General features: G+C 71.0%; 14 protein-coding genes. 10 read left to right on the forward strand and 4 right to left on the reverse strand.

The features are described 5' to 3' along the window. Positions 1-40: 40 nt before the first annotated feature. Genes FCK90_RS01550 through FCK90_RS01560 form a run of 3 tightly spaced genes read right to left on the reverse strand, consistent with a single transcriptional unit; the run spans position 41 to position 4973 of the window. On the reverse strand, positions 41-1189 hold the full coding sequence (locus FCK90_RS01550) for an NAD-dependent epimerase/dehydratase family protein (RefSeq protein ID WP_158032519.1): 1149 nt from the start codon (positions 1187-1189) through the stop codon (positions 41-43). Continuing rightward, positions 1186-3948 carry an alpha/beta fold hydrolase gene (locus tag FCK90_RS01555; RefSeq protein ID WP_246179885.1) on the reverse strand — a complete coding sequence of 921 codons (2763 nt, stop codon included), beginning with the start codon at positions 3946-3948 and terminating at the stop codon, positions 1186-1188. Before FCK90_RS01555 ends, FCK90_RS01550 begins: the two co-directional genes overlap by 4 nt. Beyond that, a complete protein-coding gene (locus FCK90_RS01560; protein ID WP_158032520.1) occupies positions 3945-4973 on the reverse strand; it encodes a 3-oxoacyl-ACP synthase III in 1029 nt (342 codons plus the stop codon). The genes FCK90_RS01555 and FCK90_RS01560 overlap by 4 nt, the downstream gene beginning before the upstream one ends. Before the next feature lie 200 nt (positions 4974-5173). Here FCK90_RS01560 and FCK90_RS01565 point away from each other — a divergent pair, with 200 nt between their 5' ends. Then, positions 5174-8974: an AAA family ATPase gene (locus FCK90_RS01565; RefSeq protein WP_158032521.1), complete on the forward strand. Its 3801-nt coding sequence runs from the start codon at positions 5174-5176 to the stop codon at positions 8972-8974. Positions 8975-9010: 36 nt separating this feature from the next. Here FCK90_RS01565 and FCK90_RS01570 read toward each other — a convergent pair whose 3' ends face one another. Beyond that, positions 9011-10222 carry an MFS transporter gene (locus tag FCK90_RS01570; RefSeq protein WP_158032580.1) on the reverse strand — a complete coding sequence of 404 codons (1212 nt, stop codon included), beginning with the start codon at positions 10220-10222 and terminating at the stop codon, positions 9011-9013. Between the two features lie 167 nt (positions 10223-10389). Between FCK90_RS01570 and ftsY the strand changes: the two genes are divergently transcribed. The 9 genes from ftsY to FCK90_RS01615 all read left to right on the forward strand — a co-directional run bounded on the left by ftsY (position 10390) and on the right by FCK90_RS01615 (position 20588). Next, entirely contained in the window at positions 10390-11550 is a 1161-nt protein-coding gene (gene ftsY, locus FCK90_RS01575; RefSeq protein ID WP_181954151.1) for a signal recognition particle-docking protein FtsY, read from the forward strand. 189 nt (positions 11551-11739) lie between these two features. Further along, positions 11740-13053 carry an ammonium transporter gene (locus FCK90_RS01580; RefSeq protein WP_158032582.1) on the forward strand — a complete coding sequence of 438 codons (1314 nt, stop codon included), beginning with the start codon at positions 11740-11742 and terminating at the stop codon, positions 13051-13053. A 135-nt stretch (positions 13054-13188) separates the two neighbouring features. Beyond that, a complete protein-coding gene (locus FCK90_RS01585) occupies positions 13189-13527 on the forward strand; it encodes a P-II family nitrogen regulator (RefSeq protein ID WP_158032522.1) in 339 nt (112 codons plus the stop codon). A gap of 277 nt (positions 13528-13804) precedes the next feature. Then, complete coding sequence (locus FCK90_RS01590) at positions 13805-14392, forward strand: GtrA family protein (protein WP_158032523.1); 588 nt, start codon at positions 13805-13807, stop codon at positions 14390-14392. A gap of 216 nt (positions 14393-14608) precedes the next feature. Next, positions 14609-16249, forward strand: coding sequence for a signal recognition particle protein (gene ffh / locus FCK90_RS01595; protein WP_158032524.1), 1641 nt, complete (start codon positions 14609-14611; stop codon positions 16247-16249). 48 nt (positions 16250-16297) lie between these two features. After that, on the forward strand, positions 16298-16780 hold the full coding sequence (locus tag FCK90_RS01600) for an NUDIX domain-containing protein (protein ID WP_158032525.1): 483 nt from the start codon (positions 16298-16300) through the stop codon (positions 16778-16780). A gap of 54 nt (positions 16781-16834) precedes the next feature. Continuing rightward, positions 16835-18196, forward strand: a complete 1362-nt coding sequence (locus tag FCK90_RS15340) for a hypothetical protein (protein ID WP_181954152.1) — start codon at positions 16835-16837, stop codon at positions 18194-18196. 88 nt (positions 18197-18284) lie between these two features. Beyond that, a complete protein-coding gene (locus FCK90_RS01610) occupies positions 18285-19802 on the forward strand; it encodes a sensor histidine kinase (RefSeq protein WP_158032526.1) in 1518 nt (505 codons plus the stop codon). A 3-nt stretch (positions 19803-19805) separates the two neighbouring features. Then, positions 19806-20588 carry a response regulator transcription factor gene (locus tag FCK90_RS01615; RefSeq protein ID WP_158032527.1) on the forward strand — a complete coding sequence of 261 codons (783 nt, stop codon included), beginning with the start codon at positions 19806-19808 and terminating at the stop codon, positions 20586-20588. The last annotated feature ends 41 nt before the right edge of the window (positions 20589-20629 follow it).

Consider the following 20629-nt stretch of genomic DNA (forward strand, 5'->3'; position numbering starts at 1 on the left):
CGTCGATCTAGCCGGTCTACGCCCGAATCAGCTCACCGAATCAGCTCACCTTGCGGCGGACCTTCTCCAGACGCTTCTGCCGGACCTCGGCCACCACGGGAAGAGGATTCCGGGTGTAGTAGCTCTTGAGCCGGTCCATGCCCTCTTCGATGGTCACCGCGGGTTTCCAGCCGAGGACCTCGTGAGTGCGCTTCTGGTCGAACCAGTGGGCGGTCGAGAGCTGCTCGGCCAGGAACTCGGTCATCGGAGGCTCGTCCTTCCCCGGCTTGACGGCCCAGACCTTCTCGATCGCCCTGCCGGCGAGCTTGGCGACGCCGGACGGCACCTTCCGGGTGGGCGGAGCCACGGAACCCGCCTTGCACATGAGCGCGATGATCTCGCCGACCGGGCGGGGCTGCCCGTTGGTGACCACGAACGCCTCGCCGTGGCTGACGTCGATCCGCTCCAGGGCGCGCACGATCGCCTCGGCCGCGTTGTCGATGTAGGTGGTGTCGATCAGGGCGGCGCCGTCGTCGAGGATCGGAAGGCGGCCACGGGCGGCGCGGTCCACGATCCGCTCGACCAGCTGGGTATCGCCCGGCCCCCACACGATGTGCGGGCGGATGGCGGTCACCTTGAGGCCGGGGGAGTCCGCCTCCAGAGCCAGGAGCTCGGCAGCGGCCTTCGACCGGGCGTAGTTGCCGCGGGCGCCGTGCGGGTCGGCCGGCTCGGCGCCGTCGCCCTGGATCGACGAGCCCTGGTGCGCCACGGAGGGCGAGGACACGAACACCACGTTGCGCACCCCGGCCAGCCGCGCCGACTCCAGGATGACGCGCGTCCCGGTCACGTTGGTCCGCACGAACTCCTCCCACTCACCCGCGAAGGAGACCTTGGCGGCCAGGTGGACGATGTCGTCGACCCTGTCGAGGGCCTTCCCGACGGCCTCCGGATCGCTGACCGAGCCGAGGACCTGCTCGAAGCCCTCCTCCGCGGCCAGGGGAGCGGCACTGCGCTGCATGAGGCGCACGGTCCACCCGCGATCCCGCAGGAGGCGGGCCACCGCGGCGCCGAGCATCCCGGAGGCACCGGTGACGAGCACCCGGCGGCCCTCTCCCTTGAGCTCGGTGACCTTCTCCAGCTCTTCAGCCGTGGCGCGGTGGGCCCGGCGCGGAGCGTGGTCCTTGGAGGGGACGGTGGGAGTGGGGCTCATGGGTTCTTGATCTTTCCCCCGCCGAGGGCGTTCGCCGCCCATTCGGCGAGCAGGGTCCGGTCGATCTTCGAGTTGTGGCGCACGTCCGTGGGGTGGCTCCGGACCACCAGCACCGCGGCGAGGTCCAGGCCCGTCGCGTCGACGACGGCGGCCCGCACCTTGGCGGCCAGCGCCGGCCGGGCCGGGCCGGAGGTCCGCGACGGCGACTGCAGTTCGCAGACGGCCACGGGCACCTGGGCGCCGCGGGGGCCTACGCCGACCACAGCGGTACGACCGATCCCCGGGACATTGTCGGCGGCGTGCTCGGCGGCCACCGGGGCCACCACGCCGTCGGCGGTGAGCAGGACATGTCCCAGGCGGCCTTCGACCCAGAGACGGCCCTTGGCGTCGAAATGCCCCACGTCGCTGGTGCAGTGCCAGCCCGGGATGCGGGTGGACTCGTTCTCGGTCACCCACAGGCGGTCGTAGCGGTCCTTCATATGCGGGGCCTGGGCCACGATCTCCCCGAGGACGCCCGGGGTGTCGACGAGCTCGCCGGCCGGGACGCCGTCGTGATCCAGGGGGCGGATCCGGATGACGGCTCCGGGGACCGGGGTCCCCACGCACACGCCTCGTCCAGCACCCTCGACGCGAGGGGCCGAATGCGGTCCCTCGGCGGGATCGGCAGGCTGGCCGTCGACTGCGGCCTCCCGGATGGTGGCCAGATCGACGTCGGTCAGCGGCAGGCACTCGGTCATGCCGTAGGGCGTGTGGAGCGTCGCGTTGGGCAGCAGGTCCTGCAGGTCCTCCAGCAGCGGCGGCGGCAGGGGAGCCCCCGCCGAGAGCATCAGCCGCACCTTCGCCAGAGCCTCCCGCTGGTGCTCCGACAGCTCGCCCTGGGTGTCCAGGACGTTCTGGATCGCGGCGGGGGAGGCGAAGACGGAGGTCGCGGAGATGGCCCCGGCCGCGTCGGCGAGGGCACGGGCGGTCAGCGTGCGCGGTTTGGTGACATCCATGTCCGGGGTCACCGACGATGCCCCCATGGCCGGTGCCAGGAGGGCGAACGGGGCGAAGGCCGCGACCAGCCCGGTCCCGGGTCGCAGATCGCAGACCTCCGAGACGGCGTCCCGCATGGCCGCCATCTGGCGCTGGGTGTAGACCACGCCCTTGGCCGGCCCGGTGGAACCGGAGGTGAACAGCACCGCCGCATCGGCATCCGGGTCCAGCTCGGGAACCGGGATGGGGTCGGACTTCTCCAGGTCGGGCACGGAGTGGGTGACGCCGAGGGCCTTGGCGCGCACCGGATCCAGCGCGGTCGTGCTGATCCGGGTGCCCGGCCAGCCCAGGGCCTTGGCCGCGGCCAGCGCCTGCGGGATACCGACGAGCCAGGTCGGTGCGGCGCCCTTCAAGGCCCGGGAGAGCCCCTTGGCGCCCAGCCCCGTATCGGCGACGACGATGACCGCGCCGATACGGAAGCACGCGTAGATCAGGGTGGTCAGGTCGGTGCCGGGAGGGACCATCAGGTTGATCCGGTCGCCGGGCCGCACGCCGATGCCGAGCAGCCCGGAGGCGATCCGATCGACGCGGGTCTCCAGCTCGGTCCATGACAGGCGCTTGCGGACGGCCGGTTCCCGGTCGTTGGTGGCCGCCCCCATGTCCGCGGTGGCCACCTCCCAGGCATGGGTCTGCTGGGCGGCGCGTTCGGCCAACCCCGCGTGGAACGGCTTGAAATCGGCGTCGTCGACGCCCCGGGGGCGGGCGGCCTGATGCCGGGCACGGTGGGTCGGCTCATCCGCGAAGGTCTCGGCCAGCCACCGCACGATGGGCTGCTCGACGGGCCGGTCCTGCGGCAGCAGATGATTGGCGCCCTCGTACCGGTGCACCGTGGCCTGCGGCATGCGGCGGATCAGGTCCTGCAGATACCGCTCCTTGAACACAGGGTCCTGGGTGCCCCACAGGAACAGGGCGGGCACCGTCGAACCGGCCACCCACGACGCGGTGCGCTCGTACCGCGGATTCGACGGATGCCCGTCGAAGGCCGGGATATCGGCCACGAAGTTCTCGATGCCCCCACGTCGCTGCGCGCTCCGGTACGGAGCCTTGAAGGCGGCCTTGACGTCGTCGTCGATCCCCGACTCCACGAGCGATACGGAGACGTCCAGGAACGCGCTGGTCCGGGAGGTCAGCACGCCGTGCACGCCCGGTGCCAGGGCCAGGCGAAGGGGGCTGGGGATGGGGCCGCTGTCGGGGTCGTGGTAGACGGCGGTGTTCGTCATGATCGTCCCGGCGTGGGCGGACGGATGGGCCTCCGCCCAGCCCATCGAGATCAGGCCGCCCCAGTCGTGGGCCAGCGTCACCACGGGACCGTCGTCCAGGCCCAGCGCGGCCGTCAGGTCGGTCAGGTCCTGGATCCGGTCGTCGAACCTGCGGTTCAGCCCGGTCCGCTCGGAGAAGCCCATGTCCAGATGGTCGACGGCGACCACCCGCCACGGCCGGTCCGCCTCCGTGGCGGCCGCGATGACGTTGCGCCACAGATACGACCAGGTGGGGTTGCCGTGGACCGCCAGGACCGTTCCGGCCGGCTGCTTGCCGTCGGCCTCAAGGACCCCCAGGTTGTCCAGGACGTGCCAGCGCCGGACGCGGCCGCGAACGGGCTCGCAGCTCGCGTTCGAGGCCACGTCCACGGTCCTGGACCAGCGGGGGTCGATCCCCGGCAGGGGCGTGTCCGTGTACGGCAGGCGCGGGGCCGAGTCTTCGGTGGTGCTGGCAGAGCGGCTCACCAGTCGATCTCCATGAAGGTCGCGTTCAGTCCGGAACCCACGCCCATGGCCAGCACCCGGTGGCCCTCCTGGAAGGCTCCTTCGGCCTGCTGGGCCAAGGTCATGGGCAGTGCGGCGGCGGCCACGTTGCCCCAGAAGGGGAACGTGCGGGGCAGCTTGTGCGGCGGGATCCCGATGTCGTTCTCGGTCTTGTCCGTGTGCGAGGTCGAGACCTGATGAGCGATCACCCAGTCGAAGTCATCCCATTCGAAGCCCTGCGTCCGGGCCTCCTCCCACGTCTCGGTCAGCAGCCCCACGCCGTGCTTGAGCAGGCCCGCGGCATCCGTGAACATGCCGTCGAAACCTCCGATGCACAGCCCGTGGTGCTCGGTGGCCGAGCGGGTCACCGAGGTGCGGATGCGGTGGCCGTCGGGGTGGGCGTCGGCCTTGCCGACCACTGCGGCGGCGGCGCCGCAGCCCAGGGTCAGGGTGGCGAACTCGCGGATGACGTCGGCGCGGGTGACACCCGGCTGCTGCAGGCGCTCGAAGGCCTCCCGGTGCCAGGGGGTGGGATCCTCCCCGGCCAGGACGACCGCGTAGTCGACCGCTCCGGCGTCGATCATGGTCGAGGCCACGGTGAGGCCGTTGACGAACCCCAGGCAGGCGTTGGTGATGTCGAAGTTCAGGGTGGAGCTCGGCATGCCGAGCCGGGCGTGCTCGGAGACCGACAGGGCCGGCTCGTAGCCGTCGCGCGTCACGGAGCAGTTGATCAGCAGGCCGACCTGGTCGGGCGAGACCCCGGCCTCGTCCAGCGCGGCCTGCGCGGCCTCCACAGCGCCGTCGGTGTAGTGCCTGCCAGGGGCCCAGACCCGGTGCTCCTTCACACCAGCCAGACGCTCGAGCAAGCCGGGCGGGAGCTTCAACCGCTGGAAGGTCTCCGCGAGCTTCTGATCTGCTGTCTCCGACTTGACGACCTCGTCCGCCTCGACCTTCTTGATCGACAGGAGGGAGGCGTTGTTGTGTCGGATGATCGAGTTACCTGGCAAAGCACGGCGCTTTCGTAGAACGGACAGGACTAGCTGCGGTCAGTCTAACTACCGGTGCCAACCCACCTGAGTTCCGCCTCCGGTGTTCTCCCCTGGCGGAGTGCCGATGCGGCTGCCGCTAGGATCTACAGGTGCGTCCCCGTGGGCGGCGAAAACGACAGCCGGCCACGCCCCCGTCGCCCCAGGAGACCTGACCGACCGTGCATCTGAAGACCCTTACCGTGCGCGGGTTCAAGTCCTTCGCCTCCGCCACGACCTTCGAGTTCGAACCGGGCGTGACCTGCGTGGTGGGACCCAACGGGTCGGGCAAGTCGAATGTGGTCGACGCCCTGACCTGGGTCATGGGCGAGCAGGGCGCCAAGACCCTGCGCGGCGGGAAGATGGAGGACGTCATCTTCGCCGGCACCTCGGGGCGACAGGCCCTCGGCCGGGCGCACGTCTCGCTGACCATCGACAACACCGACGGCGCGCTGCCCATCGAGTACACCGAGGTCACCATCTCCAGGACGCTGTTCCGCACGGGGGGCTCCGAGTACGCGATCAACGGCAGGTCCTGCCGCCTGCTGGACATCCAGGAGCTGCTCTCCGACTCCGGCCTGGGGCGGGAGATGCACGTCGTCGTGGGGCAGGGGCAGCTGGACCGGATCCTGCACGCCACCCCGGAGGAGCGCCGCGGTTTCATCGAGGAGGCCGCGGGAATCCTCAAGCACCGGCGCCGCAAGGAGCGCACGGTACGCAAGCTCGAGGGCATGCAGGTCAACCTGGATCGCCTGGAGGACCTGCTCTCCGAGATCCGGCGGCAGCTGACCCCCCTCGGCCGGCAGGCGCGTGTGGCCCGCCGCGCCCAGCGCATCCAGTACGACGTCCGTGACGCCCGCGCTCGCCTGCTCGCCGACGATCTGGTCCAGGCGCAGTCCGCGCTGGCCATCGACGTCGAGACCGAGCGCAGGCTCCGCGAGGAGAAGGAGACCGCCGAGAAGCAGCTGGCCGACGGGCGGAACCGCCAGGACGGCCTCGAGTCCAGGGCAGCCCAGGCGACCCCCGCCGTGACCGCGGCCCGGGAGACCTGGTACGAACTCACCGCGGTGCGCGAGCGGCACCGATCTCTGCGCCAGGTGGCCGCCGAACGACGGCGCCTGCTCGGCACCTCCCAGGAGACGCCTTCCTCCGACCGGGATCCGGACCGCCTGGCGGAGCAGGCCAAACGCACCCGGGACGAGGAACGGGCCATGCTGGAACGGGTCGAGGCCGCCGTCGAGGCTCTGGCGGAGGCCATCCAGGACCGGGAGGACACGGAGACCGAGGCCCGCGAGGCGGAAGGCGCCGTCACGGCCATCCTGCGTGCGGCCGCGGACCGCCGGGAGGGAATGGCCAAGCTCTCGGGCGGCGTGGGCGCCGCCCGGTCGAGGGTCGAGGCCGCCGAGAACGAGCTGCAGCGCCTGCGCGAGACCGTCGGCCAGGCGTCGGCGCGGCGCCAGAGCGCCGCGGGCGAGGTCGAGCAGCTGAGGGTGGCGGCCGAGGACGCGACCGAGGCGGCCGAGCGCGCCCGGGCCGACCGGGACGAGGCGGTGGAGGCCTTCGACTCCGCCAGGGATCTCGCCCGCCAGGCGGACGCCGCGCGCGCCGAGGCCCTGCGCGCTCATGACGCGCAGGCCGCCCGCGCGGAGACCCTGCGAGCTTCGGTCCGGCAGCCGGACGGCTCCAATGCCGTGCGCCGGCAGGCGGCCGACGACGTGGTGGGGGCGGTCGCTTCCCTGGTCGCGGTGCGGACGGGCTGGGAACGGGCGATCGCCGCCGCGCTGGGGCCCCTGGCCGAGGCGCTCGCGGTGCGTTCGCATACGGCGGCGGCCGGGGCATTCGAGGCCCTGCGGGAATCCGGGTCGGGGCGCGTCCATGTGCTGATCACGGAGGACCGCCGACAGCCGCCGGGCGGCGGCTCGGGTCCGTCCGCCATGGTCTTGCCCGCGGAGGTGCGCAGGCTGGCGGGCGTGCTCCCCGCGGGCGAGGCCGTGAGCGCAGGCGCGGACGAGTCCGGGGTGGCGGAGGAGATCCTCGCACAGGTCCGAGCCGAGCTCTCGGCCACGGTGCTGGTGCAGGATGCCGCCAAGGCCGTTCGTCTCGTGGCCGAGCACCCGGCCGTACGCGCCGTGACGCGCAACGGCGACGTCTTCGCCCCGCGCAGCGCCTGGGGTGGCGCCGCCGAGGCTGCGGGCGCCATGGAGATCCTGGCTAGGGCGGAAGAGGCGGAGACGAAGCTGGCGGAGCTCGCCCGCACCCTCGGCAAGGCGACGGAGGCCGCCGAGAGAGCCCACGCGGAGCGGGACCGTCTGCGGCCGACGATGGAGGCCACCCGGGCCGCCCTGCAATCGGCGGAGAAGACGGCCCAGCAGGCGCAGGCGTCCTTGTCGCGCACCGAGGCCGTGCTCGGCTCGGCTCAGGCAGAGTCGGACCGGTTCGACCGCCAGGTCAGCCAGGCCCAGGATCAGGTCGCGGCGCATCAGAGATCGCTCACCGATGCGTTGAGCCGTCTGGAGGCGGCGCAGGAGACCGCCGATGACGATGACGCCGACCAGCGGCACCTGGAGGCGGTCGCCCGGCGTGATGCGGCGCAGGAGGCCGCGGCCAAGGCCCGGGGCACGGAGACGGAAGCGCGGTTGTCCCTCCGGTCCCTGGAGGAGCAGGCCCGGGCGCTGGGCAACCGGGCTCATTCCCAGGAGCGCGCGGCGGCGGCGGAGCGCCGGGCCAGGGAGGAGGCCGAGAAGCGGGCCGAACGGCGGCGGCTGCAGGCCCGCAACGCCGAGGCCGTCGTGGCCGCCGTCGGGCAGATCCTGGAGCGGATCGACGCCTCCGTGGACCTGGCGGAGGCCGAGCGCGCCCGGGCGGAGGAGGTCCGGGCCCAGATCGACGCCGAGCTGCGGGAGGTGCGGGCCGCCAACGAATCCCTGGCCGAGCGGGTCCAGGAACTGACCGACTCCGTGCACCGGGACGAACTGGCGCGGGCTCAGCAGCGCATGCGGATCGAGGCGCTCGAGGGGAAGTCGCTCGAGGACCTCGGGCTGACACCGGACGCCCTGGTCGAGAACTACGGCCCGCACCTGCTGGTGCCCGATGCGGGCGTGGTGCTGGAGGCCGCCCAGCGCCGGGACGAACGCGCTGCCGCCGTGGCGGCCCGCCGCGAGCTGGAGGCCGAGCACGACGCTCCCCGCGCCGGGGAGCAGGACCCCGAGGAGCGATCGGCCCGTGAGCGGGCGGCCGCGGATGCGGAGATCGCGGACGAGGACCCCGGCGCCGAAGACCGTGCCGTGGACGCATCCCCGGAGGGCGACGACGTCCCCGGCAGGCCCTATGTCCGCGCCGAGCAGGAGAAGCGCCTGGCCGCGGCGGAGAAGGACCTGACGAAGCTGGGCCGGGTGAACCCGCTGGCCCTGGAGGAGTTCGCCGCCCTCGAGGAGCGGCACTCGTTCCTGGCGGAGCAGCTGGAGGACCTGAAGAAGTCCCGGGCGGACCTGCGACAGATCATCAAGGACGTCGACGAGCACGTGGAGAAGGTCTTCACCGAAGCCTGGCACGACGTGGAGCGGGAGTTCACGGACGTCTTCGCGACCCTGTTCCCGGGAGGGGAGGGACGCTTGCGCCTGACCGATCCCACGGACTACCTCACCACGGGCATCGACGTCGAGGCCCGTCCGGCGGGCAAGAAGATCAAGCGCCTCTCCCTGCTCTCGGGCGGTGAGCGGTCGCTGACGGCCATCGCCATGCTGGTCTCGATCTTCAAGGCCAGGCCGTCGCCCTTCTACGTGCTCGACGAGGTCGAGGCCGCCCTGGACGACCGCAATCTGGGCCGCCTGCTGAAGATCATCCAGCAGCTCCAGGAGTCCTCGCAGCTGATCGTGATCACCCACCAGAAACGCACCATGGAGATCGCCGACACCGTCTACGGCGTCACGATGCGCGACGGCATCACCACGGTCCTGGGGCAGCGGCTCAAGGAGCTGCGCTGAGCGGACCGGTGCACCTGCCGGTCCGGGCGAGCCCGATCAGCGCGACTCGTTCCGCTCGTCCGGAGGCACCTGGTCCACGGAACCGGTGGGGACGGCGTCGAGATCGTCGCGCTTGGTCGTCTCCAGCACGGGGACCCACGCCAGCGCGGCCAGGATGAGCAGGAGGCCCGAGAGCCCGAAGGCCCAGCCGAAGCCGGTGGCATCCACCAGGGCTCCTGCCAGGATGGGCCCGACGATCTGGCCCGCGTCCATGGACATCTGGAACCTCGAGAGCACCTGGCCACCTGAACGGTGCGGCCCGACCACGTCGGCCACCGCCGCCTGTTGCCCGGGATTGAGCGTCCCGGAGCCGATCCCTGCCACGAAGGAGGCGACCGCGAAGACGTAGACGTTGTCGGTCAGGCCGATCACGATCGTCATCGTCCCGGCCACGAGCAGCCCCGTGATCACGAGTGGCTTCCGGCCCATCTGGTCGGCCAGGCGCCCCGTGAAGGTGAGCGCCACGGCGGAGCCGGCCGCGTAGATCGTCAGCGCGATCCCGGACAGCACGGGCCCCGCCCCGAACACGGCCGAGGCCAGCAGCGGCACCAGGGCCACGCGGATCCCGTACGAGGTCCATCCGTTGGCGAATCCCGAGACCAGCGCCGCCCGGTAGGCGCCGAACTCCCAGGCCTGCCGGAACTCCATGCGCGGCTGCGCCGAGCGGGAGGCCTTGTCCCCGAGGGCGTCGGGGGAGATCCTCAGATATACGACGGCGGCCGCGATCAGGATGGCCACGCCGTAGATGATGAAGGGGGCGCGCAGGCCGATCCCCGCCAGGAGTCCGCCGATCACCGGCCCCAGGATGCCGCCGATCAGGAACGTCGAGCCGTACAGCCCCGAGATCCGGCCGCGCTCGGTGACCGGGGAGAGCCGGACGATGAGTCCCATGGCCGAGACGGTGAACATGGTGGACCCGATGCCGCCCAGGCCGCGGAAGAGCAGGAGCTGCCAGTAGCTCGTGGCGAAGGCCGTGGCGAACGAGGAGGCGGCCACGATCACCAGGCCGGTCAGATAGGTGCGGCGCTCGCCGATCCTGTCCAGGATGCGCCCGCCCGCGGGGGCGAAGACCAGACGGCAGAAGGCGAACGCGGAGATCACGGCCGAGGCCGCGGCCACGCCCACGTTGAAGCTCGCCGCGTACTGGGGCAGCACGGGCACCACGATGCCGAATCCGATGGCGATCGCGAAGGCGGCGGCGATCAGCATCCGGACTTCGGAGGGCACCGGCCGTCTGGGCGGTCTGGGCTTCTTGCCTTGGCGGCGAGGGAGAGCGGGGGACACGCGAGCAGTCTAGGAGCGATCAGCGGTCACGGCGCCCGGATTCGCCGTGGGCCGATGTGCTCGGGCACGGCTGCCCGTGATGCAATAAGACCGTGGACCAGATACCCGTGTATGTGTACGTCATTGTCGCCGTCGTCATCCTGGCGTTGCTGGGCTTCGTGCTGCTGCGCGGGCCCAAGGCACCTCCGGGTGGTTATGAGAGCACCCGGGACGCGGACGACCCGATACCAGGTGGCAGCGGCGACGGCGAGCCGGGCGCTGGGAGCGGGACCGGTTCCGGTACGGATGCGGGGACAGCGGTCGACGAAGGGCCGCGCATCGAACGGCCCGAGTCCGTCAACACCCGCATGGCACGGCTGCGCGGACGTCTCGCGAAGTCCAGCAGCGTCTTCGGCCGCGGGCTGCTGGCCCTGCTGTCCCGCGACCGGATCGACCAGGACGTCTGGGACGAGATCGAGGAGACCCTGCTGCTGGCGGACCTCGGCTCGGAGGCGTCCATGGACCTGGTCGAGGCCCTGCAGCAACGGGTCAAGGTGGAGGGCACCTCGGACCCGGCACGGGTCAAGGCCATGCTGCGCGAGGAGCTCCTCAAGCTCGTGGATCCCGCCATGGACCGGTCGCTGGCGGTCGATCGCAAGGAGATCGCCCCGGCCGTCGTCCTGGTGGTGGGCGTCAACGGCGTCGGCAAGACCACCACGGTCGGCAAGCTCGCCCGGGTCCTGGTGGCCGAGGACAAGGACGTCGTCCTGGGCGCCGCCGACACCTTCCGTGCAGCCGCCGCCGACCAGCTGCAGACGTGGGGCAACCGCGTGGGCGTGGTGACGGTGCGTTCGGAGAACGAGGGCGCCGACCCCGCCTCCGTGGCCTTCGACGCGGTGCAGGCCGGTATCGAGGGCGAATCCGACGTCGTGCTGCTGGACACCGCCGGGCGCCTGCAGAACAAGGCCGGGCTGATGGACCAGCTGGGCAAGATCAAGCGCGTGGTCTCCAAGGCCGCCGAGGTGGACGAGGTCCTGCTGGTCATCGACGCGACCACGGGCCAGAACGGCATGGTCCAGGCCAAGGTGTTCTCTGAGGCGGTCGACGTCACGGGCATCGTGCTCACCAAGCTCGACGGAACCGCCAAGGGCGGGATCGTGGTGGCGATCCAGCGGGCGCTGGGCGTCCCGGTGAAGCTCATCGGCCTGGGGGAGGGGCCCGACGACCTGGCGCCTTTCGACGCCGAGCAGTTCGTCGACGCCCTGCTCGACTGAGCCGGTCGGCCCCGGGCGGAGACGCCCACTAGGGCCGACATGTGGATTTCACGGCGGACCGCCGCCGGAAACACGGATGTAACATGAAGCGCGCGCATCCGAAACATCAGCCTTCTTCAATGCCAGGGAAACGATATCCGTGGTCCTGGCTCCGGCCGGACCGGTATGAAGGGAGGCAGCATGGACGAGATCACTCTGACGGCTGCAGACGTCTGGACCGTGGTTGCCTCGGCCTTGGTCCTTTTCATGACTCCAGGGCTGGCGTTGTTCTACGGCGGCATGACCCGCGCCAAGGCCGTCCTGAACATGATGCTCATGAGCTTCATCGCGATCGGACTGGTCACCGTCGTGTGGATCCTCTGGGGCTACTCGATGTCGGGCGGCGACCCGATCTTGGGCGGGCTCCTGGCCGACCCCACCTCCGCCTTCGGGCTGAACAACCTGATCGGCACCGGTGACCTGCTGGGGGCCGCCTTCGGCGCCACCTTCGCCATCATCACCGTGGCCCTGATCTCGGGTGCCATCGCCGACCGCGCGAAGTTCGGCGCCTGGGCGCTCTTCGTCCCGCTCTGGGCCACCCTGGTCTACGCGCCCCTGGCCTTCATGGTGTGGGGCGGCGGTCTCCTGACCGAGGACGGCGCCATCGGCTCCCGCGTGGGCGAGGCGATCGACTTCGCCGGCGGCCTGGTGGTGCACATCAACGCCGGTGTGGCGGCGCTGATCCTGATCGTGATCGTGGGCGCCCGCAAGGGCTTCGGCAAGGACCCGAACCAACGTCCTCACAACCTGCCGCTGGTCATGCTGGGCGCGGCCATCCTGTGGTTCGGCTGGTTCGGTTTCAACGTGGGCGCCGCTGACTCCCCGGAGCAGGCGGGCCTGATCCTGGTCAACACCATGGCCGCACCGTCCACCGCCATGCTGGGCTGGCTGCTGACCGAGCGGATCCGCGACGGTCACGCGACCTCCCTGGGCGGGGCCTCCGGCGTGATCGCCGGCCTGGTCGCCATCACCCCGGCGTGCGCCAACGTCTCCCCGGTCTGGGCCATGGTCCTGGGCTTCGTCTCCGGCATCTGCTCGGCAGTCGCCGTGGGCCTGAAGTACCGACTGAAGATGGACGACTCGCTCGACGTCATCGGCGTGCACCTGGTCTCCGGCCTGGTCGGCACCGTCGCTCTGGGCTTCATCGCGCTTCCCTCCGAGGGCACCGCGGGCCTGTTCTACGGCGGCGGGTTCGGCCTGCTGGGCACCCAGCTGCTGGCCGTCGTCGTCTCCGTGGTCTACTGCGCCGTGGTCACCACGGTCATCGCCGTGGCCATCGACAAGACGGTAGGGTTCCGCATCACCGAGGAGGAGGAGATCCAGGGCGTGGACGTCACCACCCACGCCGAGTCCGGGTACAACCTGGCCGGCGACGCCTCGGGTTCCTTCCTCCCCCGTACCACCACGGGCGCCAGCATCCGCCCCGGAGCAGCCGCCGAAACGGCAGGCGACACCCGCCGGTGACCGTCCCGGTCCACTGAGCGCCTGGGCGGGCCGCGGCCGGACCGCGCCCGCCCAGCCCGCTCCAACGGCACGCCGCCTCCTCGGAGGGGCCCAGCTCACGCCCGACGACGGGCACCGAAACCGAAAGGCTGTTATATGAAGCTTGTCACCGCGATCGTGCGACCCGAGAAGTTCCCGCAGATCAAGACCGCCCTGGAGGAATACGGCATCCAGGGGATGACCGTCCAGAACGTCCACGGCTACGGCCAGCAGCGCGGCCACACCGAGGTCTATCGAGGCGCCGAGTACACCGTCGACCTCCTGGAGAAGACCCGTATCGAGATCCTGATCGAGGACGCCGAGGCGCAGAGCGTCGTCGGGGTCCTGGTCTCCTCCGCCAATACCGGCCGCGCCGGGGACGGCAAGGTCTGGGTCGTCGACGTCACGGAAGTGGTCCGCGTGCGCACCGGTGAGCGCGACGACACCGCGATCTGACCGGTCCGGCGGATCGCCCTCCTGCGCCGGAGCCCCCTCCCGAGGCGGGATGACGCTCCTGGAGGACGCATGACGACGGCGGTGCGGCCGGGGCCCTGAGCCCCGGCCGCACCGCCGTCGTCGCGGAAATCACAGAAATCTCTCGGTCAGACGGCTTTCTTTTCCCTAAACTGGGACGTTATGCGTGGAAATTCCGCGCGCGGCGGAGAGGTGGCCCAAGAACGTGACTCAATCAGCGGGACGAGCGGCAGCATTGCGTGAGAAATACGGTCGGCAGATGCGCTTCCTGGCAGTCGGCGGTACGTGCTTCGTCCTCACCGTCCTGCTGAACTTCGCCTTCAAGTGGACGATCCTGAGCGGCAACCCCACCACATCGATGATCGCGGCGACCACGATCGCGAGTTTCGCCTCCTACCTGCTGAACAAGAAGTGGACCTTCTCCGAGCAGGGCAAGCACCGCTCGTCGGTGGAGATGGTCCTGTTCGCGCTGGTATGCGGCATCGGCATCCTGCTCAACAGCGCACCGGTCTACATCTCCCGGTACGTCATCGGGCTGGAGACCCCGGCCTACAGCCTGCTCGTGCAGGAGACCGCCGACTTCGTCGCGGGGCCCGTCATCGGCACGGCGATCGCCATGATCTTCCGCTGGTGGGCCATGGACCGGTTCGTATTCCCGGCGGTCCGCAAGGTCGTCGTCGCGCAGCCCAGCGGGGTGGACGCCGAGGGCCAGCAGAGCTACGTGGCCACGGTGACGCCGCTCAACACCGGCGAGATCAAGGCCCAGCCGGGAAAGCGCGCCACCTACCCTCCGACCCGCTCCTTGCCGGTCGTCCAGGGATCCGGGGAAGACCGCCTCTCGGCCTGATCTTCCCGGGTCCGACGGACGGACCCGGCCGGCCCGTTGCGTCCCGTCCGTTTGTCCGCTTCTGACGGAACTGTCCCCGCCCGGCGGTTGCGACCACCTCGCCCGCCGCCAAGATTGTTACCCTGGTGCACTGACTCAGTACCCGGCACCGGGCCCGTCGTCCAGGGCGACGGCCGCCGCCGTCGACTCCGCCATGTACCGCACAGCGAGGAACCCGTGTTCAACTCCCTCTCCGATCGCCTGACAGCCACGTTCAAGAACCTGCGGGGCAAAGGCAAGCTCAGCGAGGCCGATGTTGACGCCACGGTGCGCGAGATCCGCCGGGCGCTGCTCGACGCGGACGTCGCCGTCCCCGTGGTCCGTGAGTTCACCGCCTCCGTCAAGGAACGCGCCCTGGGGGCCGAGGTCAACGAGGCCCTCAACCCCGCCCAGCAGATCGTCAAGATCGTCAACAGCCAGCTCCAGGAGATCCTGGGAGGCGAGACCCGGCGGATCCGCATGGCCAAGACCGGGCCCACGGTCATCATGCTCGCCGGCCTGCAGGGCGCGGGCAAGACCACCCTGGCCGGCAAGCTCGGCTACTGGCTCAAGTCCCAGGGGCACCGCCCCCTGCTGGTGGCCTCCGACCTGCAGCGCCCCAACGCCGTGACCCAGCTCCAGGTGGTGGGTGAGCGCGCGGGCGTCCCCGTGTGGGCCCCGCACCCCGGCACCACGTCCGAGTTCGACGACCCCACCGGCGATCCCGTCCAGGTCGCCCGTGACGGCGTGGCCCAGGCACGGGCCAAGCTGTTCGACGTCGTGATCGTGGACACCGCCGGCCGCCTGGGCGTGGACCAGGCGCTCATGGCCCAGGCCCGTGACATCCGCGACGCCGTGGACCCGCAGGAGGTCCTGTTCGTCATCGATGCCATGATCGGCCAGGACGCGGTCCAAACCGCCCAGGCGTTCAACGAGGGCGTGGACTTCACGGGCGTGGTGCTCTCCAAGCTCGACGGCGACGCCCGCGGTGGCGCGGCCCTCTCGGTCGCCTCGGTGACCGGCAAGCCCATCATGTTCGCCTCCACGGGCGAGGGCGTGAAGGACTTCGAGCAGTTCCACCCGGACCGCATGGCATCGCGGATCCTGGATATGGGCGATGTCCTGACCCTGATCGAGCAGGCGGAGCAGAACTGGGACCGCGCGGAAGCGCAGAAGATGGCCCAGAAGTTCGCCGATCAGGAGGACTTCACCTTCGACGACTTCCTGGTCCAGATGCAGCAGCTCAAGAAGATGGGCTCGATGAAGAAGCTGCTGGGCATGATGCCCGGCATGGCGGGGATGCGCGAGCAGATCGAGGCGTTCGACGAGTCCTCCATCGGCCGGATCGAGGCCATCGTCCGTTCGATGACGCCCCATGAGCGTGCCGCTCCCAAGATCCTCAACGGCTCGCGTCGCGCGCGAATCGCCCGCGGTTCCGGGGCCACCGTCTCCGAGGTCAACCAGCTCATGGAGCGGTTCGCCCAGGCCCAGAAGATGATGAAGAAGATGGCCCAGGGGAAGGGCATTCCCGGCATGCCCGGAATGGGTGGCGGCGGTATGCCCGGCATGGGTGCCGGAGGCGCCGCCGGCATGCCAGGTATGGGCGGGATGCCCGGTATGCCGGGTGCGTCCGGGAACAAGGCCAAGGGCAAGAACGCCAAGGGCAAGAAGAAGGGCGGCTCCCGTTCGGGCAATCCGGCCAAACGCGCCCAGGAGAACGCCGCGGCGTCCAGCAAGCAGAAGGCGCCCAGCGGATCCGCGTTCGGCCAGCCGCAGGAGCAGAAGCAGAAGCAGGACCTGAAGAACCTGCCCCAGGGCTTCGAGAAGTTCCTCAAGTAGCCCTCGGCGCAGCCAGCCACGGTATCGACGGAAGGCCACCACCTCGCCATGAGTTCACACTTGCCCGAGGACCAGTTGCGCGCCTTCATCGGCTCGCTGCCCACGCGCCGGCTGGCCTCGGCCGCGATCATCCGGGACGAGAACGGACGCGTCCTGCTGGTCGAGCCGAACTACAAGGACGGCTGGACCCTCCCCGGGGGGACCACGGAGGCCGGCGAGGACCCCCGCACGGGGTGTTTTCGCGAGGTCCTCGAGGAAGTCGGCCTGCAGCTGCCCGCGGGACGCCTCCTGCTGGTGGCGCACGGCATCAGCCAGGGGATCTGGGGCGACTCCGTCTCCTTCCTCTACGACGGCGGGCAGATCCCCTCCGATACGACCATCACCGTTCAGGAAGAGGAGCTGCTCGGCTACGCCTGGGTGGCGCCGCAGGATCTCGGCGACTACCTGCCCGGCCGTGTCGCCGACCGCATCCGCGCCGCCATCGAGTGCATCGCGGACGGGACCACCGCCGAAGTCGGCCCCCTCCACTAGCGCGGTGAGCTTGCCTGCAGGTCCCGCACGCCTCCCGCGAGTACGATGGCACGCATGACGACGTCATCTCGTGGCCCGCTCGACGGTCCGGATCGTTCCCGGGAGCCGGGTGATGCGCCGGGCGGATCGTTCCCGCAGCACACCGGGCAGCACGAACTGGCCGGCTGGTCCCTCTTGCCCCTGGCCGTCCGGATCGACGGTGTGCAGCCATACTCGCTACCGGGCGACCCCGCTTCGACGGAGGCGGCCGAGCTGGTTCCCACGGCCCGCGGCATCCGCAGCGTCCTGGACCATCACCGTGCCGTCGCCGCGTGCGCGGAGGGCCCCTCGTACCTGCAGGTCGCCGTCCTGGTCGACGACGACGGCTGGACGGCCGCCGTGGCGGCCGACGGCAGCGTGGTCCCCGGAGACGCGGTCGAGGAGCTCGCGGCCACCGTGCACCGGATGACCGGCCAGCAACTGGAACCGGTCCACCCCCATCTGCGTCGTGCCCTGGTGGTGGACCTGGACGCCCCCGACCTGCCCCTGCTGGCGGCCACCGCCAAGGTCGGCTTCCACGCGGTCTCACGGAACGGCTGGTCGATCATCGTGACCGACGACGAACGCGGCTGGTGGGCGCTGCGCACCGGGCTGCGGGAAGCGGGCGTGGCGCTGTCCTCCGACGGGGCCGCGCGTTCGCTGGAGGTGCTGCTGGGCGACGCTGACCCCGCTGGCTACACCCACCTGAGCAGCGTGGACGCCGTGTGCGGGCTGTCCTGGGGGCCCCAGTGGCAATCGGTCTCGGCCGCGGACAACGCCTCCGCCGCCGCCCAGCTGACCCGTGAGGTGCTGGGGATCTGCGCGACCCGCACCAGCGAGGTGCAGGTCGAGTCGGTGGCATCCGTGTTCGATCTCGATCCCGTGGACGCCAAGCGCCTGGCCAACTACGTGAGCGGTGCCTCCACCCCGCTGGTGCTGGAATCGGTCCTCGAGCTTCTGGGCCTGCCGGCGCTGGCCGCCAAGATCGTCGAGGGCTCCAAGTCCCTCGACGAGATCGAGGGGGTCATGCGGGTCGACCCCACCTCCGTCCCGGAGGCCGTACTGCGGGCGCTGACCGAGTCGCCGACCGCGGACGGGGTCGCCCCGGCGGTGCGCCGTGCGCTGCTGCGCCGTCCCGAGATTCTCCTGGCGGTTGCCGGGCTGGAGGTGGCCGCCGGAACCGGCCTGGCCGCCCTGGCCCGACGCGGCGGTCAGATCGCCCCGGCCCTCGGGGCGCTGTCGGCCGTCGCCTTCGCCGACGCGGTGGGGATGACCGCGTGGTACTCGGCGGTCCGCCGCCGGTCCGCGCCGAAGCCCGCACCGGATCCGGCCTCCAAGCCCGGGCAGCCACCGGCCCGGAAGGCCGAGGGCAGGGCCGTCCGGCGCAAGCGCCGGTAGCACCCCGCCGGAGGCAGGAACGGGTACAGGGCCGGTGTGATCACCGGATCTCCGCCGCTGGATCTCCGCCGCCGGACGGATCCGGTCGATGGACGCACCCGCTAACGTGGCCAGGGTGAGTAACAAGGCCGAATTCCTTCAGGACTCCGCTGCGGCGGAGCTGGCGTCCCCGGGGGACGCCGGGACCGCTCGCCGTCGCCGATGGCTGCCCGAAGGCGGCCTGGCCGTCGCGCTGGGCGATGCCTCGGCCCCTGACTGGACACGGCCCGCGCCGAACGCCGCCGGGTACCGGCGGGACGCGCTGGGGGCCGTCGTGCTCACCCTGGTGGGCCTTCTCAGCCTGGCGCTCACCGAGAGCTACGCCGGGGTGACCGACGGCGCGCAGCGGTGGTGGGGGTACGCCATCGTCGGAGCCGTGACCATTCCGCTGACCTGGCGGCGCAAGCATCCCGTCGTGGTCCTGATCTTCACCACGGTGGCTTTCATCGGCAGCGCGTACATCAACATGATGGCGATCGCCCAGCTATCGACCCAGGTCGCCTACTTCGCGTCGGTCTACGCCGCGGTGGCCTGGAGCCGCTCGCGCGAGGTGGCGGCGATCGTCGTCGTCATGCTCGCCCTGGTGATCGGCACGTGGCTGGTGATCGATCTGACGATCTCGTCGAGCTACAGCGAATACGTCGAGCAGCTGGGCAACGGGACGGGCCCCTTCGACGCCGTGACCGCCTACGCGGTGTACTCCATCCTGGTCCACCTCGCCTTCTTCGGAGGAGCCGTTTTCGCGGGCCGCGCCTCCTGGCGCAGCGCCCTGCGCCAGGACCAGATCCAGGAGCAGGCGGACACCATCGCGAGCCAGTCGCAGCAGCTGGCCCGGCGAGCCGTGATCGAGGAGCGGCTGAGGATCGCGCGGGAACTGCATGACGTGGTCGCCCACCACGTCTCGGCGATCGGCGTGCAGGCGGGCGCCGCCCGGAAGATCCTGACTCGTGACACCGGCCTGGCGGAGGAGGCCCTGCGCACCGTGGAGGAGTCCAGCCGGCAGGCGGTGACGGAGACCCGGCAGCTGCTGGGCGTGCTGCGCGAGGAGGGGCAGGAGCCCTCGGCCTTCGGCACCGACGGCGTGGGCGATCTGCAGCGCCTGGTCCAGGACTACGCGGACCGCGGGCTGTCGGTGACCCTCGGCCTGGCCGTGGACGACGACGTCGACCTCGCCCGCCTGCCCCCGGCCCTCGGCCTGTCCGTCTACCGCTGCGTCCAGGAGTCGCTGGCCAACGTGCTGCGCCATTCGACCGGCCGCGATGTCTCCGTGGTCCTGCGCACGGTGGACGAGCACGCGTTCAAGATCCTGGAGCTGGAGGTGCTCGACCGAGGCCGCCCCCGCGAAGACACCTCGGGCACGGGCTTCGGGCTCATCGGGCTGAAGGAACGCGCGCAGCTGCACGGGGGGACCTGCGAGACCGGGCCGCGCACACCGGGGCCCGGGTGGCGGGTCCGCTCGAGGTTCCCGCTCCTGGACTACGGGGACGCCCCGGGGGCGGCGGAGGACACGGCCGTCCCGGCCGCCCGGCAGCATGTTCCCGGGGCCTCCGGCGTGGAAGGATCGTGAACCATGATCTCCGTACTGCTGGCCGATGACCATGCCCTGGTGCGCTCCGGATTCGCCATGGTGCTCTCCGTGGCCGAGGACATCGACGTGGTCGGCCAGGCCGTCAACGGCCAGGAGGCCGTGCGGCAGGTCGCCGACGGCGACGTGGACGTGGTCCTGATGGACGTCCAGATGCCCGTCATGGACGGCATCGAGGCCACGCGGCAGATCGTGGCAGCGGGCGGGACGAAGGTGATCATCCTGACCACCTTCGATCGCGACGACTACCTCTTCGCCGCGCTCCGGGCCGGTGCCAGCGGTTTCCTGCTCAAGAACGCGGACCCGGACGACCTGATCGACGCCGTGCACGCGGTGGCCCGGGGCAACGCCCTGCTGGCCCCCGAGGCCACCCTCAAGGTGATCCGGGAGCTCACGGCGGCCGGCGGCGCCCAGGTGCAGCCGAAACCGGGGGAGCCGCCGAGGCCGGGCACGTCGCCGCGGTCGGAAGCGAGCACGCGACCCCTCCCGGAGCCGCGGGAGCCGGAGCCGGTCCGGACCCCGGAGCAGCAGCGGATCGTGGACTCCCTGACGGAGCGGGAAGCGGAGGTCCTGGGCCTGATCGCCGAGGGCATGTCGAATGCCGAGATCGCGGACAGGCTCGTGCTGGGCGCGGCGACGATCAAGACCCATGTGTCGAACGTGCTCGCCAAGACGGGCAGCCGGGACAGGGTCCAGGCGGTGGTCTTCGCCTACCGGACGGGGCTGACCGGGCCGGGAGAACCGGGCGGAGCCGGACGCACCGCATGATCCGCCTCGCGACCGGTTATCAGCCCTGCGGCGGAGAGGAC

Origin of the sequence: Kocuria coralli (assembly GCF_008831305.1) — a bacterium.
GTDB lineage: Bacteria > Actinomycetota > Actinomycetes > Actinomycetales > Micrococcaceae > Kocuria > Kocuria coralli.